Raw genomic sequence first — 14,702 nt, 5'->3', positions numbered from 1 at the left:
TCAGCCCGGCAGGCGCACGGCGGCCAGGCGGCGCAGCAGCAGGCCCACGGCCTCGTACTGCATCGCACGGTAGAGCGTGGCCTCTTCCTGCTCCTTGGCCAGCGCGGCGCTCTCGGTGTAGTTCATGTCGCGGGCCAGGCGCAGCTCGGTCTGCGGCAGCAGGATCTCGCCGGCGGCGCTGCGGATCTGGTAGTCGAGCGACAGACGCAGCTGCCATTCACGGACCTGGCCCGCGCTGGTCGTGACCACCGCGCTCTTGTCGCGCCAGTCGCGCCGGGCCTCCAGCACCACCTCGGCGCGGTTGGGATCCTCCAGCAGCTGCAGCGGCGTGCGCTCCAACTGGCGGCGCAGTTCGCGCGCCAGGGGCGAGGCCGGCGCGAAACCGGCCAGCGCCAGGGTCCGGAACTGGAACTCCGGCTCCTTGCGCAACTCGAAGCCGCAGCCGGCCAGAGGCGCGGCCAGCGCGGGAACCAGGGCTTGCAGCAGCTGGCGGCGGCGCATGACGTCAGACCACCACGTTGACCAGGCGACCCGGCACCACGATCACCTTCTTGGGCGTCTGGCCCTCCGCGAACTTGGCAAAGTCCGGGCTGGCCAGCGCGGCGGCCTCGATCGCGGCCTTGTCGGCGCCGGCCGGCACCTTGATCGCGCCGCGCAGCTTGCCGTTGACCTGCAGCATCAGCTCGACCTGGTCCTGCTGCAGCGCGGACTCGTCCACCTGTGGCCAGGGCGCGTCCAGCAGGTCGCCGAGTTCGGCGGCCAGCCCCAGATCGGTCCACAGCGCATGGGTGATGTGCGGGCAGGCCGGGTAGAGCACGCGCAGCAGCACCGAGAAGCCTTCGCGCAGCGCGGCGTCCTGGCCGGTGGCCTTGAAGCCCTCCAGCGCATTGAGCAGCTTCATCGCGCCGGAGACCACGGTGTTGTACTGCATGCGCTCGTAGTCGTAGCTGACCTGCTTGAGCACCAGATGCACCTCGCGGCGCAGGGCCTTGCCCTCGTCACTGAGCGCGCCGAAGTCGGCCTTGGCGGCCTGGATCGCGGCGGCATGCTTGGTGCCAAAGCCCCAGACGCGCTTCAGGAAACGGTGCGCGCCCTCGACGCCGGCGTCGTTCCATTCCAGCGTCTGCTCCGGCGGGCTGGCGAACATCACGAACAGCCGCGCGGTGTCGGCGCCGTATTCGTCGATCAGGGCCTGGGGGTCCACGCCGTTGTTCTTCGACTTGGACATGGTGGTCATTTCGTACTCGAGCGGCTGTCCGTCCGCCTTCAGCGTGCCGCCCACCGGCACGCCGTGCTCGTTGCGAATGACGTCGACCTCGTGCTCCCAGTAGTAGTTCTTGCCGGCGTCGGGCGGCTTGCGGAAGAAGGCCCCCTTCAGCACCATGCCCTGCGTGAGCAGCTTGGTGAAGGGTTCGTCGAACTTCACCAGGCCCAGGTCGCGCATCACCTTGGTCCAGAAGCGCGCATAGAGCAGGTGCAGGATCGCGTGCTCGATGCCGCCGATGTACTGGTCCATCGCGGCGCCCTGGCGCATCCAGTAGGCCGTGCCCTCGCCGACCATGGCCTGCTCGTTCTTCGCGTCGCAGTAGCGCATGAAGTACCAGGACGAGTCCACGAAGGTGTCCATGGTGTCGGTCTCGCGCCGCGCCGGCTTGCCGCACTTGGGGCAGCCGACGTTCAGGAAGTCGGCGCGCTTGTTCAGCGGGTTGCCGCTGCCATCGGGGATGCAGTCCTCGGGCAGCACGACGGGCAGGTCCTTCTCGGGCACCGGCACCGGGCCGCAGTCGTCGCAATGGATGATGGGGATGGGCGTGCCCCAGTAGCGCTGGCGGCTCACGCCCCAGTCGCGCAGGCGCCAGGTGGTCTTCTTCTCGCCCAGGCCCTGGGCACCCAGCAGCTCGGCGACCTTGTCGACCGCCTGCTTGTGGTCCAGCCCATCAAGCACGCCGGAGTTGACGCAGCGGCCCTTTTGCTTGTCACCGTACCACTCGGCCCAGGCCTCGGTGAAGAAGGTCTCATCGCCGACCGCGACGACCTGGCGGATGGCGATGCCGTACTTCTTCGCGAACGCGAAGTCGCGCTCGTCATGCGCCGGCACGCCCATCACGGCGCCATCGCCGTAGCTCATCAGCACATAGTTGCCGACCCAGACCTCGACCTGCGCACCGGTCAGCGGATGGGTGACGAAGAGGCCCGTGGCCAGGCCCTTCTTGTCCTGCGTCGCCAGCTCGGCTTCGGTGGTGCCGCCCTGCTTGCATTCCTCGATGAAGGCGGTGAGCGCGGCATTGCCGGCCGCGGCATGCGTGGCCAGCGGGTGCTCGGGCGCCACCGCACAGAAGGTCACGCCCATGATGGTGTCGGCGCGCGTCGTGAAGACGTGGAGTTTGCCGCCCTGGATCAGCTCGCCGCTGGCGTCGCGGATCTGGTGCGGGAAGGCGAAGCGCACGCCCTCGCTCTTGCCGATCCAGTTTTCCTGCATCAGGCGCACGCGCTCGGGCCAGCCGGCGAGGTAGTTCTTGTCCTCGGGATCGGCCACCGCGGCGAGCAGCTCTTCGGCGTAGTCGGTGATCTTCAGGTAGTAACCGGGGATCTCGCGCTTCTCGACCAGCGCGCCGGAGCGCCAGCCGCGGCCGTCGATGACCTGCTCGTTGGCCAGCACGGTCTGGTCCACCGGGTCCCAGTTGACGACTTGGGTGCGGCGTTCGGCGATGCCCTTTTCGAGCATCTTCAGGAACAGCCACTGGTTCCAGCGGTAGTACTCGGGCGTGCAGGTGGCGACCTCGCGCGACCAGTCGATCGCCAGGCCCATCGCCTGCATCTGGCGCTTCATGGTGGCGATGTTGTCGTAGGTCCAGGCGGCGGGCGGGACCTTGTTCTTCATCGCCGCGTTTTCCGCCGGCAGGCCGAACGCGTCCCAGCCCATGGGCATCAGGACGTTATAGCCCTTCATGCGCAGCTGCCGGGTCAGCATGTCGTTGATCGTGTAGTTGCGCACATGGCCCATGTGCAGCTTGCCGCTGGGGTAGGGCAGCATGGAGCAGGCGTAGAACTTGGGCTTGCTCGCGTCTTCGCTGACGCGGTAGGCGTCGCGGGCATTCCAGTGCGCGCGCGCGGCGGCTTCGACCTCGGAGGGGGAGTACTTGTCGTTCATGGTGGGCAAGAGGCTGTGCGCCCGATTGTAGGAGGCCGCGACGGACACGCCGGGTCGGCGCGGTCGTGGCTCAGCGCGCCGCGCGGTCCGACGGGCCGACCGCGTCGGTCGACTCGGCGGAGAAGGCAATGCGCTGGATGCCCGCGGCCTGGGCCCAGCCGATCAGCTCGGCCACCTGGCCATAGGGCACGCGGCGGTCGGCGCGCAGCTGCAGCTCCGGGTCGGGGCGCTCGCGCCCCAGCTCACTCAGCCGGCGCTTCAGCGCGGCGGCGTCCTGGGGCTGCTCGTCCAGGTAGTAACGGCCCTCGGGGTCGATGGCGACCTGGATCGCGGCCGGGCCCTGCTGCGGAGCGGTGGCCTCGGCCTTGGGCAGGTCCAGCTTCAGCGAACTGCTCATCAGGGGCGCCGCGATGATGAAGATCACCAGCAGTACCAGCATGACGTCGATCAGCGGCGTCATGTTGATCTCGCCCATGGGCTTGGGCGGCTCGCGTCGCTCCAGTCGGCCGAAGCTCATCGGGGCGGCCGCGTCAGCGCGGCTCCAGCAGTTCGCGCAGGTCGTGCGCGAAGCCTTCCAGCTCGGCTTCGCAGGCGCCGACGCGCTTGCCGAACAGGTTGTAGGCCAGCACCGCCGGGATGGCCACGGCCAGGCCGGCCGCGGTCATGATCAGGGCCTCGCCCACCGGGCCGGCGATCTTGTCGATGCTGGCCTGGCCGGCGGACGAGATGCTGAGCAGCGCGTGGTAGATGCCCCAGACGGTGCCGAACAGGCCGACGAAGGGTGCGGTCGCCCCCACTGTGGCCAGCACCACCTGACCGCTGCCCAGCTGGTTCAGCACCTGATGCAGGGCGTCGCGCAGCCGGCGCGTGAGCTGGGATTCGTGGCGCGCGCTGGCGGCCAGGGTCTGCGGCGCGGCCTCGGCGAGGCCGGCGTCCAGCAGCGGCAGCAGCAGGCCCTCACCATCCAGGCGCTGCAGGAGCTCTCGGCCCGCAGCCAGGTCGGGCGTGGCCCAGAACGCCGGCACGGCGCGCGCCAGGTCCAGGCGCGCGCGGCGTAGCGTCCAGCCCTTCCACAGGATCAGCACCCAGGAGAGCACCGACATCGCCAGCAGCATCAGGGCCACGGCGCGGGAGATCGCGTCGCCCTGTTCCCAGTATTGGCTCAGGCCGTCCATCGTGTCCCGCCGGCTCAGCGCGTGCCCAGCACGTCGGCCATGTCGAACAGCCCGTGGGGGCGCTGGGCCAGGAAGCGCGCGGCGCGCAGGCTGCCCTGGGCATAGATCCCGCGGCTGGACGCCTTGTGACTGATCTCGATGCGCTCGCCGGTGCCGGCGAACAGCACGGTGTGGTCGCCGATGATGTCGCCGCCGCGCACCGTTGCAAAGCCGATGGTGGACGGGTCGCGCGCGCCGGTGACGCCTTCGCGGCCATAGACCGCGCATTGCTTCAGGTCGCGGCCCAGCGCATCGGCCACCACCTGGCCCATCTGCAGCGCGGTGCCACTGGGGGCGTCGACCTTGTGGCGGTGGTGGGCCTCGACGATCTCGATGTCGTAGCCTTCGTTGAGCGCACGGGCGGCAACTTCCAGCAGCTTGAGCACGACGTTGACCCCCACGCTCATGTTGGGGGCCATCATGATGGCGGTGTGGCGCGCATGGGTGGCGATCTGCGCCTTCTGCGCCTCGTCGAAGCCGGTGGTGCCGACCACCGCCTTCACGCCCAGTTCGGCGCACAGCGCCAGGTGCGCCAGCGTGCCCTCGGGGCGGGTGAAGTCGATCAGCACATCGGCGCCGGACAGGCCCGCGCGCAGGTCGCTGGCGATCAGAACGCCGGTGCTCTGGCCCAGAAAGGCGCCGGCATCCTGGCCCAGCGCCGCGGAGCCTTCGCGATCCAGCGCGGCGGCGAGCCGGCAGTCCGGCGCGGCCAGCACGGCCTCGATCAGCATGCGCCCCATGCGGCCGGAGGCTCCGGCGATCGCGATGCGCAAGGGCTGCGCCCCGCTCATCGCTGGGTCTCCAGCGGTGGATAGCTGCGGTTCACGCCCATGGGTTCGGGCGTTTCGACCGGTTGCTTGGCCGGCACCGGCAGCGCCTTGCGCTCCTCTTCGCTCAGCTCCAACTTGGGCGCCTTGCCCTTGGCGCGGGCGGTGTCGATGGAGGCGATGAATTCGTACTCGGACGGCAGGTCCGATGGGGCGTCGACGGACTTCAGCAGGTCACCGTCAAACCACAGCACCACGGCGCGGCGCTGCGGCTCGGTGCCCTGGCGCCGGATCGTGAAGACATAGTCCCAGCGGTTGTCGTGGAAGACGTCGGTCAGCAGCGGCGAGCCGAGGATGTCACGCACCTGGGCGCGGCTCATGCCGGGTTTGGCTTGGGCCAGCAGTTCCTTGGTCAGCACGTTGCCCTGGACGACCTCGACCCGGTAGGGGCGCACCAGCCCCAGGACCTTGTCGCCGCTGACGGAGGTGATGGAGTTCAGCGTGGGCATTTGGGAGCAGGCGCTGAGGGCAACCAGCGCCAGAGCGGCCGCGGGCAGGCGCACAACGGCGGCGAAGCTAGGGGTCAATGGCATCTCGGTCGTTCGCAAATGCGCAAGCTGGCTATGATGCGGGCATTCTAGCGGTTGGTCCATGCCGGACCGGCCGGCACTCCCTGCGATGAACCGGTCAGACGAAATCAAGAACAGCGGCCTGAAGGCGACGCTGCCGCGCATCAAGATTCTGGAGATCTTCCAGAAGGCGCAGCAACGTCATATGACGGCCGAAGACGTGTACAAGGCGCTGCTGGACGAGCGTGCCGACATCGGCCTGGCCACGGTCTACCGTGTGCTGACGCAGTTCGAGCAGGCCGGCCTGCTGTCGCGCAACCACTTCGAGTCCGGCAAGGCGGTGTTCGAGCTCAACGAAGGCCATCACCATGACCATCTGGTCTGCCTGAGCTGCGGTCGCGTCGAGGAGTTCTACGACCCGCAGATCGAGGAGCGCCAGCACACCATCGCCAAGGATCGCGGCTTTGACCTGCAGGAGCACTCGCTGGCGCTGTACGCGACCTGCATCAAGAAGGACTGCCCGCACCGCGGGAGTTGAGGGCCCGTCCCGGGACGGGTGGATGACAGCCCTGGCGGCCCTGGGTCAGTCGGCGGACGGATCCAGCCCCTGTTCGATCGCCCGCTGGTGGCGTTCGACGAATTCGCGGTAGGTGTCGATGCCGCGCAGTTGCAGGATGGTGTTGCGCACCGCGGCTTCGACCAGCACCGCCAGGTTGCGGCCCGCGTCCACCGCGATCACGACTTTGCGCACCGGCATGCCCAGCACTTCCTCGTACAGCGGCTCGTAGGGCAGGCGCTCGAAGTCGCGCTCCAGTGTTTCCTTGCGCACCAGGTGCACGATCAGCTTGAGCCGCATCTTGCGGCGCACCGCGGTCTCGCCAAAGATGGCCTTGATGTCCAGCAGGCCGATGCCGCGCACCTCCAGCAGATTCATCAGCAGCTCGGGGCAGCGCCCCTCGATGGCCGTCTGCGCGATGCGGAAGAAGTCCACCGCGTCGTCCGCGACCAGTCCGTGGCCGCGCGAAATCAGCTCCAGGCCCAGTTCGCTCTTGCCGAGACCGGACTCACCGGTCAGCAGCACGCCCAGCCCGAGGATGTCCATGAACACCCCGTGGCGCGTCGTGCGCGTGGCGCACAGTTGTGCCAGGTAGCTGCGCACGACGTCGATCACATGGCCGGCTGACTCCTGGGTGACGAAGAGCGGGATCTCGGCGCGGTCGCACATCGCGACCAGGCGGTCCGGCGGCGTCTGGTTGTCGGCGACGATGATCACCGGCGGCTCCAGCGTGACGATGCGGGCGATGCGGCGGTCCAGCACGTCGTCGGAGGCGTTGCTGAGGTAGGCCACCTCGCGGCGTCCGACGATCTGCACCCGGTAGGGGTGGATGTAGTTCAGGTAGCCGACCAGGTCCGCGGAAGACTGGGCGTCGCGCAGCGCGCCCTCGTCGAAGCGGCGCTCGGGATGGGCATGCCCGGCGATCCATTCCCAACGCAGGCTTTCCCGATGCTCCTCGAAGAGCCGGTCGGCGCTGATGAAGGTGGGTTTCACGCGGCGGTCCGGCCGGTCAGGCCACCGACTTCAGCGGTTCCCACTCGGCGATCAGCCGGTGGACCGTGGCGGCCTCGGCCTCGGTCTTCAGGCGCTCGCGCAGTTCGCGGTCGGACAGCATTTCGGCGATCTCGGAGAGGATCTCCAGATGGCGCTGGGTGGCGGCCTCGGGCACGAGCAGGAAGATCAGCAGGCTGACGGGCTCGTCGTCCGGCGCGTCGAAGCCGATCGGCTGTTGCACGCGCAGCACGGCGGCGAGCGGGTTCTTCAGGCCTTTGATGCGGCCATGCGGAATGGCCACGCCATGGCCCAGGCCGGTGGAGCCCAGGCGTTCGCGGGCGAACAGGTTGTCCGTCACCGAGGCGCGGGCGATGGAATGATTGTTCTCGAACAGCAGGCCAGCCTGCTCGAACACGCGCTTCTTGCTGGAAGCGTCCACATCGACCAGCACGTTGCTGGCGGGCAGGATGGCAGCGAGACGGTTCATCGGGGCACAGCGCCGATTACGGCTTGGGGCCTTGGGCGAGACGCTTTGGTCAAGGGGTAGGGGGCGGATTATAGGAAGCCGCGCGGAATCCCGGTGGGCCGGGCGTGGCGCGGGCGTGATTTGATCGGCGCCTGCACAACAAAAAGGCGACCGTCCGGGGGTCGCCTTGCGTCAGTGCGTCAAGCGCACGGGATCGTTCTCAGGTGGCTGGCAGGTCCAGCCGCTTCGCGGACGCGTGGTGATGGTCCTGCAGCTTGTCCTTGTGGCGGCAGACCTGTCGATCCAGCTTGTCCATCAGTTGGTCGATCGCGGCGTACAAATCCTCGTGGGATTGCTCGACAAAGATGTCGCGTCCCTTGACATGTAGCGTGACTTCGGCACGTTGCCGGCGCTCCTTTTCCTTTTGCTTCTCCACGGTGAGCAGGACGTTGATGTCCACGACCTGGTCAAAGTGGCGGGTCACCCGGTCCAGCTTGGTGAGCACGTACTCACGCAGGGCTGGTGTCACTTCGAGATGGTGGCCGCTGATCGTCAGGTTCATAAAGCCTCCTTTCACAAGGGCTTGGTCGGGAAAGCGAATCAAATCAAACAGGATGGGGAGACGGTAGGTGGCTTTTGCGGTCTTGGCTTTCTGAGGCTGGGGTGGGGATCTGGAAGCTGCCCCGCGGAGGGGGCTGGAGATGGAACTGCGGTGGGAGGACCTGGTAGCAGATGAAGATTTCGTGAAACGAGTGTGCTCCCACTGCCCCAGTGTGGCAAGAGGGTTGGCGCAGCGAAATGGACGGTTATTCGCGCGTTCTTGGCTGGGGTTAAGAGCTGTGCTGGAATGCCGGATGTTGTCGGCGCGTCGGCTTGATGGCGGCGAATGCGCGGTGTGATAATGCCGCGTCCCAATTCCTGGAGATGTCCTTGGACAGCGACCACCCTCGGTGGCCGTCCACTCCAGTGTCAATGCGCCGCAAGCCGCGCTGATCCCCCGGAGCAGCCCGAGTTTTCGCACCGCGCCTTGTCCGGAGTGAGACGGGGTTCCACCGCCTATCGTCAAGCCTCTCAAGAAGAGCCCGGGTCATACCGGCTTTCTTGATCCCCCAGGGGAGCGTGCCCGGCCCAGCCTGGCCCCGAGGAAGCCCTCACCGACCGGACGAGCCGGGCCGCCGAGTGCGCGGCCCGACCCATCCCGCGAATCGTGCGCCGCGGTGCGCGCGCCGGAGATCTGCCGCATGCTGAACGTCTTCACGCTGGACAACGGCCGCCTCAAGGGTGGCCAGCTCCAGGACGAGATCGATTGCTCCCCCCAGGATGGCCTCGTCCGCCCCGTGTGGGTGGACCTGGAGTCGCCCACGGCCGAGGACAAGGCCTGGATACGCGAGCGCTTCGGGTTGGAGCTGCCCGAGGATATCGTCGACGAAGACCTGGAGGAATCGGCGCGCTTCTACGAGGAAGACAACGGCGAGCTGCACATCCGCTCCGACTTCCTGATCGACGATGCCGACACGCCGCGCAACGTGCGCGTGGCCTTCATCCTCTACAAGAACGTGCTGTTCTCGGTGCACAACGAGGACCTGCCGGTGTTCCGCCTGCTGCGCCTGCGCGCGCGCCGCATTCCGGCGCTGATCGAGGACGCCAAGGACGTGCTGCTCAAGCTCTATGACGCCGATGCCGAGTACTCGGCCGACGTGCTGGAGGGCATCTACGACAAGCTGGAACTGATCAGCGCGCGCGTGCTGAAGAACGACGTCGACGATGCCGCGGCCGGCGAGGTGCTGGCGGCGATCGCCCGCGAGGAAGACCTGAACGGCCGCATCCGCCGCAACGTGATGGACACCCGCCGTGCGGTGAGCTTCATGATGCGCAGCCGCATGCTCAACGCCGAGCAGTTCGAGGAGTCGCGCCAGATCCTGCGCGATATCGACTCGCTGGACTCGCACACCGCCTTCCTGTTCGACAAGATCAACTTCCTGATGGACGCGACGGTCGGTTTCATCAACATCAACCAGAACAAGATCATCAAGATCTTCTCGGTGGCCAGCGTGGCGCTGCTGCCGCCGACGCTGATCGCCAGCATCTACGGCATGAACTTCAAGATGATGCCGGAGCTGGATTGGGAGCTGGGCTACCCCTTCGCGCTGGGGCTGATGCTGGCCTCGGTCGCGGCGCCCTTCATCTACTTCCGGCGCAAGGGCTGGCTGAAGTAGGGTCTCCCGGAGGCGTCGTTCCGCCGCCGAGGCACACCGGGGCGAGGCAAAGAAAAAGGCGGTCGCGAAACGCGACCGCCTGGGCATAAAAGAAGCCTCAAGACGCCCCGGAGCCAACGAGGGAGGGAGGGAGGAGGAGGAAAAAGGCTCCGGAATTTCAGTCCTGATGGAAGGTCTTGCGGCTGAAATCTCCTTGTCACTTTAACCGCTTTGCGCACAAAGCTGGTAGAAACCCCGACTTATCGTTCGGGTTGTTGTGCGATTTCAGACATTCCGGCGACTCAATAGGCCGTTTGACATCTGCTGATTGGTGAAAACCCTTGTGGGGTGTTCACGGCTGGGCCAACAGTCGCTCCAGCTCGCGGACGAAGCCGGCGCTTTCCGGATCGGTCATGGAGCCGAAACTTAGCACCTCGGTGCCGTTTCTCGCCACCAGATATTTGTGGAAGTTCCAGCGCGGCGACTGGCCGGTGCGCCGGGCCAGTTCGGCGAACAGCGGATTGCGGTCCGGCTTGCCGGCGGCGACGCTGGACTTGGCGAACATCGGGAACTTGACGTTGAAGGTGTTCTCGCAGAACTCCGCGATTTCCTTGTTGCTGCCGGGTTCCTGGCTGCCGAAATCATTGGACGGGAAGCCCAGCACCACCAGCCCCTTGGCGGCATAGCGGGCGTGCAGGGCTTCGAGGCTCTTGTACTGCGGCGTGAAGCCGCAGAAGCTGGCGGTGTTGACCACCAGCACCACCTTGCCGGCGTACTGGCACAGGGCCTGCGGTTTTTCGTCCTGCAGGCGCGGCATCTCGCGCTGCAGCAGGCTGGGGCAGTCGGCGGCCTGCGCCAGGCCGGTGGCGAGGGCCAGCGCCAGGCTCAGGCCCCAGGCGCGCAGGCCCTTGAATCGGTGGACGTGCATCATGGTGGCGATCCTGTGGGTGTTCCGCGATCAAGGGCTGCCATCCTAGACCGAGCCGAAAACCGTTGCACGGGTACGGTGGCCGCGGGCGGCCCGCGACAGTGCAATGGCCCCAGAACAGCGACTGTCACACGGCGCTGGCTAGAATCCGCCCGCCCTCAAGCTCCCAGGATGGTCCCATGCTCTATCCCGAACTTTTCAAGCAGCTCGAAGCCGTGCGCTGGAACATGGACACGGACATCCCCTGGGATCGGTTCGATGCCAGCCTGTTGACCGAGGACCAGGCGCGCACCATCAAGATGAACGCGATCACCGAGTGGGCGGCGTTGCCGGCCACCGAGATGTTCCTGCGCGACAACCGCGACGACAGCGACTTCTCCGCCTTCATGAGCGTCTGGTTCTTCGAGGAGCAGAAGCACTCGCTGGTGTTGATGGAGTACCTGCGCCGCTTCCGTCCGGATCTGGTGCCCAGCGAGCAGGAGCTGCACGAGATCCGCTTCGAGTTCGATCCCGCGCCCGCGCTGGAGACGCTGATGCTGCACTTCTGCGGCGAGATCCGGCTCAACCACTGGTACCGGCGCGCGGCCGAGTGGCATACCGAGCCGGTGATCAAGGCCATCTACGAGACGCTGGCCCGCGACGAGGCGCGCCATGGCGGTGCCTATCTGCGCTACATGAAGCGGGCGATGCAGAAGTTCGGCGACGAGGCGCGTGCCGCCTTCGCCAAGGTCGGCGTGCTGATGGCCAGCGCGCGCCGCACCGCGCAGGCGCTGCATCCGACCAACCTGCATGTGAACGCGCAGCTGTTCCCGCGCGACACCATCCAGAGCCGGCTGCCCGATCCGCAGTGGCTGGAACACTGGCTGGACAAGCAGATCCAGTTCGACGCCGTGTGGGAGAACAAGGTCGTCGAGCGCATCTTGCACAACATGAGCCTGTTGATGGAGCGCAGCTTTGCCAGCGTGCAGGAGCTCAACCGCTTCCGCAAGGAGCTGTCGCAGCGTCTGACGCAGGCCGGCGCCGGCCCGGCGCCGGCGGCCTGATCCCGCGCCGCACAGCGACCCGGCCCGCCTCGCGCGGGCCTTGTGCTTTCAGAGCAGGCCGCGTGACTGCGCCATCAGCCGCGTCAGCCCCAGCAGCGCGTCGGTGAAGGGCGTGGGCAGGCCCAGGTGCTGGCCGGTCTCGCGCACTGCGCCCACCAGGGCGTCCAGCTCGATGGGGCGGCCCGCTTCCACGTCCTGCAGCATGGAGGTCTTGAAGGCGCCCAGCTTGCGCGTCACCGCATGGCGCTGCTCGGGCGTCTGGTCGATCGCGCAGCCGATGCGTTCGCCGATCGCCGCGGCTTCGCGCATCACGGCCGTCACAAGCCCCCGCACCAGCTCGTCGTCCAGGATGCGGTCGCAGGTGGCGCCGGTGAGCGCGGAGATGGGGTTCATGGTCATGTTGCCCCAGAGCTTGAACCAGATGTCGCGCTGGATGCGCTCGGACACCGACGCCTCGAAGCCGGCGCGCTGCAGCCTCGCGGCCAGTTCGTCGACGAACGGATCGCGGCCGCCGGCCGGATCGCCGAGGATCAGCCCGCGGCCCATCACATGCTGAACCACGGCCGGGGCGGCCAGCCGGCACGAGGCATGGACCACCGAGCCGACGACGCGCCACGCCGGCAGCATCTCGGCCAGGCGGCCTCCCGGGTCCACGCTGTCCAGCCGCAGGCCCCGGCAGGGGCCGTCCAGCGATTCGAAGAACCACCAGGGTACGCCGTTCATCGCCACCAGCACGCGGGTGTCGGGCCCCAGCAGCGGCAGCAGCGCCGGCACGGCCTGCGGCAGTGCCGGGGCCTTGACCGCCAGCACCACCAAATCCTGGGGCCCCAGCGCCTCGGCCCGGTCGCTGGCGCGCACGGCGCAGTGCCAGGTCTCGCCATCGGCGTGCCGCAGGCGCAGCCCTTGCGTCTGCAGCGCGGCCAGCGTGGCGCCGCGCGCCAGCACGCTCAGTTCGGGCCGCTCGTCCGGCGCGGCCTGCGTGGCCCATTGCGCCGCAATCCAGCCGCCGATCGCGCCGGCTCCCACGATGGCCATCTTCATCGCTGTTCTCTCGCTCCGCTGCACAAGCACGCAGTGTAGGCACGGCCGGCGCCAAAGCCGCAGTGCTGCGGCCCGGACGCCGGGCGGGGACAATGCGGTTCTGTCTGTTTTTTCACCGCCACCCTCGCGGGAGCCTCTGTACCGATGAAATACCTGCACACCATGGTGCGCGTCACCGATCTGGACGCTTCGCTGAAGTTCTACCGCGATGCGCTGGGCCTGGTCGAGGTGCGCCGCACCGAGCACGAGGCCGGCCGCTTCACGCTGGTCTACCTGGCCGCGCCCGGCGACGAGCCCGGCCCCTACCAGCCCCAGGTCGAGCTTACCTACAACTGGCCCGACGCGGACGGCAAGGGCGAGCTCTACACCGGCGGCCGCAACTTCGGCCACATCGCGCTGGCCGTCGAGGACATCTACGCCGCCTGCCAGCGCCTGGCCGACCATGGCGTGACCATCCTGCGCCCGCCGCGCGATGGCCGCATGGCCTTCGTGCGCTCGCCCGACCAGATCTCCATCGAGCTGCTGCAGATCGGCGCGGCACTGGCACCGGCCGAGCCCTGGGCCAGCATGCCCAATACCGGCAGCTGGTGAAGCTGCTGGCCGGCATCCGCGCGCTGCCGCGAACGGTCTGGTTCGTCGGCCTGATCAGCCTCGTCAACGACAGCGCCAGCGAGATGCTTTATCCGCTGGTGCCTCTGTACCTGTCGTCGGTGCTGATGGCGGGGCCGCGCGTGCTGGGCCTGATCGAAGGGCTGGCCGAAGCCGTGGCCAGCCTGCTCAAGCTGTTCTCCGGCGTCATGGTGGACCGCAGCCGGCGCAGCAAACCCTGGATCGTGGCCGGCTACGGGCTGGCCGGCCTGGGCCGGCCGCTGATGGCGCTGGCCACCGCATGGCCGGCGGTGCTGGCGCTGCGCTTCGCGGACCGCGTCGGCAAGGGGCTGCGCACCTCGCCGCGCGACGCGCTGCTGGCGGCCAGCGTCGCGCCGGGCCAGCGCGGGCTGGCCTTCGGGCTGCACCGCGCCATGGACAACGCCGGCGCCGTCATCGGCCCGCTGCTCGCGGCGGCGCTGCTGGCCGGCCAGTTTCCTTTGCGCGACATCTTTCTGTGGTCGCTGCTGCCCGGGCTGGTGTGCCTGGCATTGGCGCTGGCGCTGCGCGAGCCGCGCGCCGGCGCGCAAGAACCGGCGCCGCGCTTCGAATGGACGCTCGCCGATCTGCCGCCGGCTTTCCGCCGCTATCTGGTGGTGGTGGCGCTGTTCACGCTGGGCAACTCGTCCAACATGTTCCTGCTGCTGCGCGCGCGCGAGCTGGGCATGCCGCAGGCGCAGGTGCCGCTGCTGTGGGCGGGCGTCTCGGCGGTGGCGATGCTGCTGTCCACGCCGCTGTCCGCGCTGTCGGACCGCTGGGGCCGCTGGCCGGTGCTGACCCTGGGTTGGCTGGCCTATGCGCTGATTTATCTGGGCCTGGGCTGGCTGAGTTCGGGCGACGGCGTGTCGCTGGCGCTGCTGTTCGCCGGCTATGGCGTCTTCCTCGCCGCGACCGAAGGCGTGGAGAAAGCGCTGGTGGCCGATCTGGTGCCGCAGGCGCGGCGCGGCACGGCCTATGGCTGGTTCAATCTGGTCAGCGGTGCGATGCTGCTGCCGGCCTCGCTGGTTTTCGGCACGCTCTACCAGGGGCTGGGGCCGGCAACGGCCTTCGCCACCTCGGCAGCCTGCGCGCTGGTGGCCGCGGTGCTGCTGCAGCTGTGGGTGCGGCGCGCGGGCAAGACCTGACCCCCTG

At 68.1% G+C, this 14,702-nt stretch carries 16 protein-coding genes; 5 read left to right on the top strand and 11 right to left on the bottom strand.

What is annotated here, in order from left to right; translation table 11 throughout:
• From lptE to LZ017_RS08805, 6 genes are all read right to left on the bottom strand, one after another.
• Entirely contained in the window at window positions 1-501 is a 501-nt protein-coding gene (gene lptE, locus LZ017_RS08830; RefSeq protein WP_241396247.1) for an LPS assembly lipoprotein LptE, read from the bottom strand.
• 4 nt (window positions 502-505) lie between these two features.
• A complete protein-coding gene (leuS, locus tag LZ017_RS08825) occupies window positions 506-3,151 on the bottom strand; it encodes a leucine--tRNA ligase (RefSeq protein ID WP_241396246.1) in 2,646 nt (881 codons plus the stop codon).
• Between the two features lie 70 nt (window positions 3,152-3,221).
• Window positions 3,222-3,668 carry a biopolymer transporter ExbD gene (locus tag LZ017_RS08820; protein ID WP_241396245.1) on the bottom strand — a complete coding sequence of 149 codons (447 nt, stop codon included), beginning with the start codon at window positions 3,666-3,668 and terminating at the stop codon, window positions 3,222-3,224.
• Window positions 3,669-3,681: 13 nt separating this feature from the next.
• Entirely contained in the window at window positions 3,682-4,326 is a 645-nt protein-coding gene (locus LZ017_RS08815; protein ID WP_241396244.1) for a MotA/TolQ/ExbB proton channel family protein, read from the bottom strand.
• 14 nt (window positions 4,327-4,340) lie between these two features.
• The gene (gene dapB, locus LZ017_RS08810; RefSeq protein WP_241396243.1) at window positions 4,341-5,156 is read right to left on the bottom strand and encodes a 4-hydroxy-tetrahydrodipicolinate reductase; all 816 of its coding nucleotides are present in this window, start codon (window positions 5,154-5,156) and stop codon (window positions 4,341-4,343) included.
• Window positions 5,153-5,725, bottom strand: coding sequence for an outer membrane protein assembly factor BamE (locus LZ017_RS08805; protein WP_241396242.1), 573 nt, complete (start codon window positions 5,723-5,725; stop codon window positions 5,153-5,155). Before LZ017_RS08805 ends, dapB begins: the two co-directional genes overlap by 4 nt.
• A gap of 85 nt (window positions 5,726-5,810) precedes the next feature.
• Here LZ017_RS08805 and fur point away from each other — a divergent pair, with 85 nt between their 5' ends.
• Window positions 5,811-6,239 carry a ferric iron uptake transcriptional regulator gene (gene fur / locus LZ017_RS08800; protein WP_241396241.1) on the top strand — a complete coding sequence of 143 codons (429 nt, stop codon included), beginning with the start codon at window positions 5,811-5,813 and terminating at the stop codon, window positions 6,237-6,239.
• Between the two features lie 45 nt (window positions 6,240-6,284).
• Here fur and hprK read toward each other — a convergent pair whose 3' ends face one another.
• The 3 genes from hprK to hpf all read right to left on the bottom strand — a co-directional run bounded on the left by hprK (window position 6,285) and on the right by hpf (window position 8,278).
• Window positions 6,285-7,250: an HPr(Ser) kinase/phosphatase gene (gene hprK, locus LZ017_RS08795; RefSeq protein WP_241396240.1), complete on the bottom strand. Its 966-nt coding sequence runs from the start codon at window positions 7,248-7,250 to the stop codon at window positions 6,285-6,287.
• A gap of 16 nt (window positions 7,251-7,266) precedes the next feature.
• A complete protein-coding gene (ptsN, locus tag LZ017_RS08790; protein WP_241396239.1) occupies window positions 7,267-7,737 on the bottom strand; it encodes a PTS IIA-like nitrogen regulatory protein PtsN in 471 nt (156 codons plus the stop codon).
• Window positions 7,738-7,936: 199 nt separating this feature from the next.
• A complete protein-coding gene (gene hpf / locus LZ017_RS08785) occupies window positions 7,937-8,278 on the bottom strand; it encodes a ribosome hibernation-promoting factor, HPF/YfiA family (RefSeq protein ID WP_241396238.1) in 342 nt (113 codons plus the stop codon).
• 679 nt (window positions 8,279-8,957) lie between these two features.
• Between hpf and corA the strand changes: the two genes are divergently transcribed.
• Window positions 8,958-9,932, top strand: a complete 975-nt coding sequence (gene corA, locus LZ017_RS08780) for a magnesium/cobalt transporter CorA (RefSeq protein ID WP_241396237.1) — start codon at window positions 8,958-8,960, stop codon at window positions 9,930-9,932.
• Window positions 9,933-10,263: 331 nt separating this feature from the next.
• Here the strand turns inward: corA and LZ017_RS08775 are convergent, their stop codons facing one another.
• Entirely contained in the window at window positions 10,264-10,842 is a 579-nt protein-coding gene (locus LZ017_RS08775) for a glutathione peroxidase (RefSeq protein ID WP_374109901.1), read from the bottom strand.
• A gap of 176 nt (window positions 10,843-11,018) precedes the next feature.
• Here LZ017_RS08775 and LZ017_RS08770 point away from each other — a divergent pair, with 176 nt between their 5' ends.
• A complete protein-coding gene (locus tag LZ017_RS08770; RefSeq protein ID WP_241396236.1) occupies window positions 11,019-11,882 on the top strand; it encodes a ferritin-like domain-containing protein in 864 nt (287 codons plus the stop codon).
• A 48-nt stretch (window positions 11,883-11,930) separates the two neighbouring features.
• On the opposite strand, the gene LZ017_RS08765 is transcribed toward LZ017_RS08770, so the two are convergent.
• Window positions 11,931-12,923: a 2-dehydropantoate 2-reductase gene (locus LZ017_RS08765; protein WP_241396235.1), complete on the bottom strand. Its 993-nt coding sequence runs from the start codon at window positions 12,921-12,923 to the stop codon at window positions 11,931-11,933.
• Between the two features lie 144 nt (window positions 12,924-13,067).
• On the opposite strand from LZ017_RS08765, the gene LZ017_RS08760 reads away from it, so the two are divergent.
• Together LZ017_RS08760 and LZ017_RS08755 are read left to right on the top strand one after the other, a co-directional pair.
• On the top strand, window positions 13,068-13,514 hold the full coding sequence (locus tag LZ017_RS08760; RefSeq protein WP_241396234.1) for a VOC family protein: 447 nt from the start codon (window positions 13,068-13,070) through the stop codon (window positions 13,512-13,514).
• Complete coding sequence (locus LZ017_RS08755) at window positions 13,511-14,695, top strand: MFS transporter (RefSeq protein ID WP_241396233.1); 1,185 nt, start codon at window positions 13,511-13,513, stop codon at window positions 14,693-14,695. The genes LZ017_RS08760 and LZ017_RS08755 overlap by 4 nt, the downstream gene beginning before the upstream one ends.
• Window positions 14,696-14,702: the final 7 nt, after the last annotated feature.

The organism is Pelomonas sp. CA6 (assembly GCF_022549225.1).
Taxonomy (GTDB): domain Bacteria; phylum Pseudomonadota; class Gammaproteobacteria; order Burkholderiales; family Burkholderiaceae_C; genus Roseateles.
The sequence above is the reverse complement of the archived record's forward strand: the minus strand, read 5'-3'. Positions and strand labels throughout refer to the sequence as shown.

What these genes read in the sequence shown, in the direction of transcription:
- lptE (WP_241396247.1), bottom strand. Translation starts at nt 501, where the DNA reads ATGCGCCGCCGCCAGCTGCTGCAAGCCCTGGTTCCCGCGCTGGCCGCG.
- leuS (WP_241396246.1), bottom strand. Translation starts at nt 3,151, where the DNA reads ATGAACGACAAGTACTCCCCCTCCGAGGTCGAAGCCGCCGCGCGCGCG.
- LZ017_RS08820 (WP_241396245.1), bottom strand. Translation starts at nt 3,668, where the DNA reads ATGAGCTTCGGCCGACTGGAGCGACGCGAGCCGCCCAAGCCCATGGGC.
- LZ017_RS08815 (WP_241396244.1), bottom strand. Translation starts at nt 4,326, where the DNA reads ATGGACGGCCTGAGCCAATACTGGGAACAGGGCGACGCGATCTCCCGC.
- dapB (WP_241396243.1), bottom strand. Translation starts at nt 5,156, where the DNA reads ATGAGCGGGGCGCAGCCCTTGCGCATCGCGATCGCCGGAGCCTCCGGC.
- LZ017_RS08805 (WP_241396242.1), bottom strand. Translation starts at nt 5,725, where the DNA reads ATGCCATTGACCCCTAGCTTCGCCGCCGTTGTGCGCCTGCCCGCGGCC.
- fur (WP_241396241.1), top strand. Translation starts at nt 5,811, where the DNA reads ATGAACCGGTCAGACGAAATCAAGAACAGCGGCCTGAAGGCGACGCTG.
- ptsN (WP_241396239.1), bottom strand. Translation starts at nt 7,737, where the DNA reads ATGAACCGTCTCGCTGCCATCCTGCCCGCCAGCAACGTGCTGGTCGAT.
- hpf (WP_241396238.1), bottom strand. Translation starts at nt 8,278, where the DNA reads ATGAACCTGACGATCAGCGGCCACCATCTCGAAGTGACACCAGCCCTG.
- corA (WP_241396237.1), top strand. Translation starts at nt 8,958, where the DNA reads ATGCTGAACGTCTTCACGCTGGACAACGGCCGCCTCAAGGGTGGCCAG.
- LZ017_RS08775 (WP_374109901.1), bottom strand. Translation starts at nt 10,842, where the DNA reads ATGATGCACGTCCACCGATTCAAGGGCCTGCGCGCCTGGGGCCTGAGC.
- LZ017_RS08770 (WP_241396236.1), top strand. Translation starts at nt 11,019, where the DNA reads ATGCTCTATCCCGAACTTTTCAAGCAGCTCGAAGCCGTGCGCTGGAAC.
- LZ017_RS08765 (WP_241396235.1), bottom strand. Translation starts at nt 12,923, where the DNA reads ATGAAGATGGCCATCGTGGGAGCCGGCGCGATCGGCGGCTGGATTGCG.
- LZ017_RS08760 (WP_241396234.1), top strand. Translation starts at nt 13,068, where the DNA reads ATGAAATACCTGCACACCATGGTGCGCGTCACCGATCTGGACGCTTCG.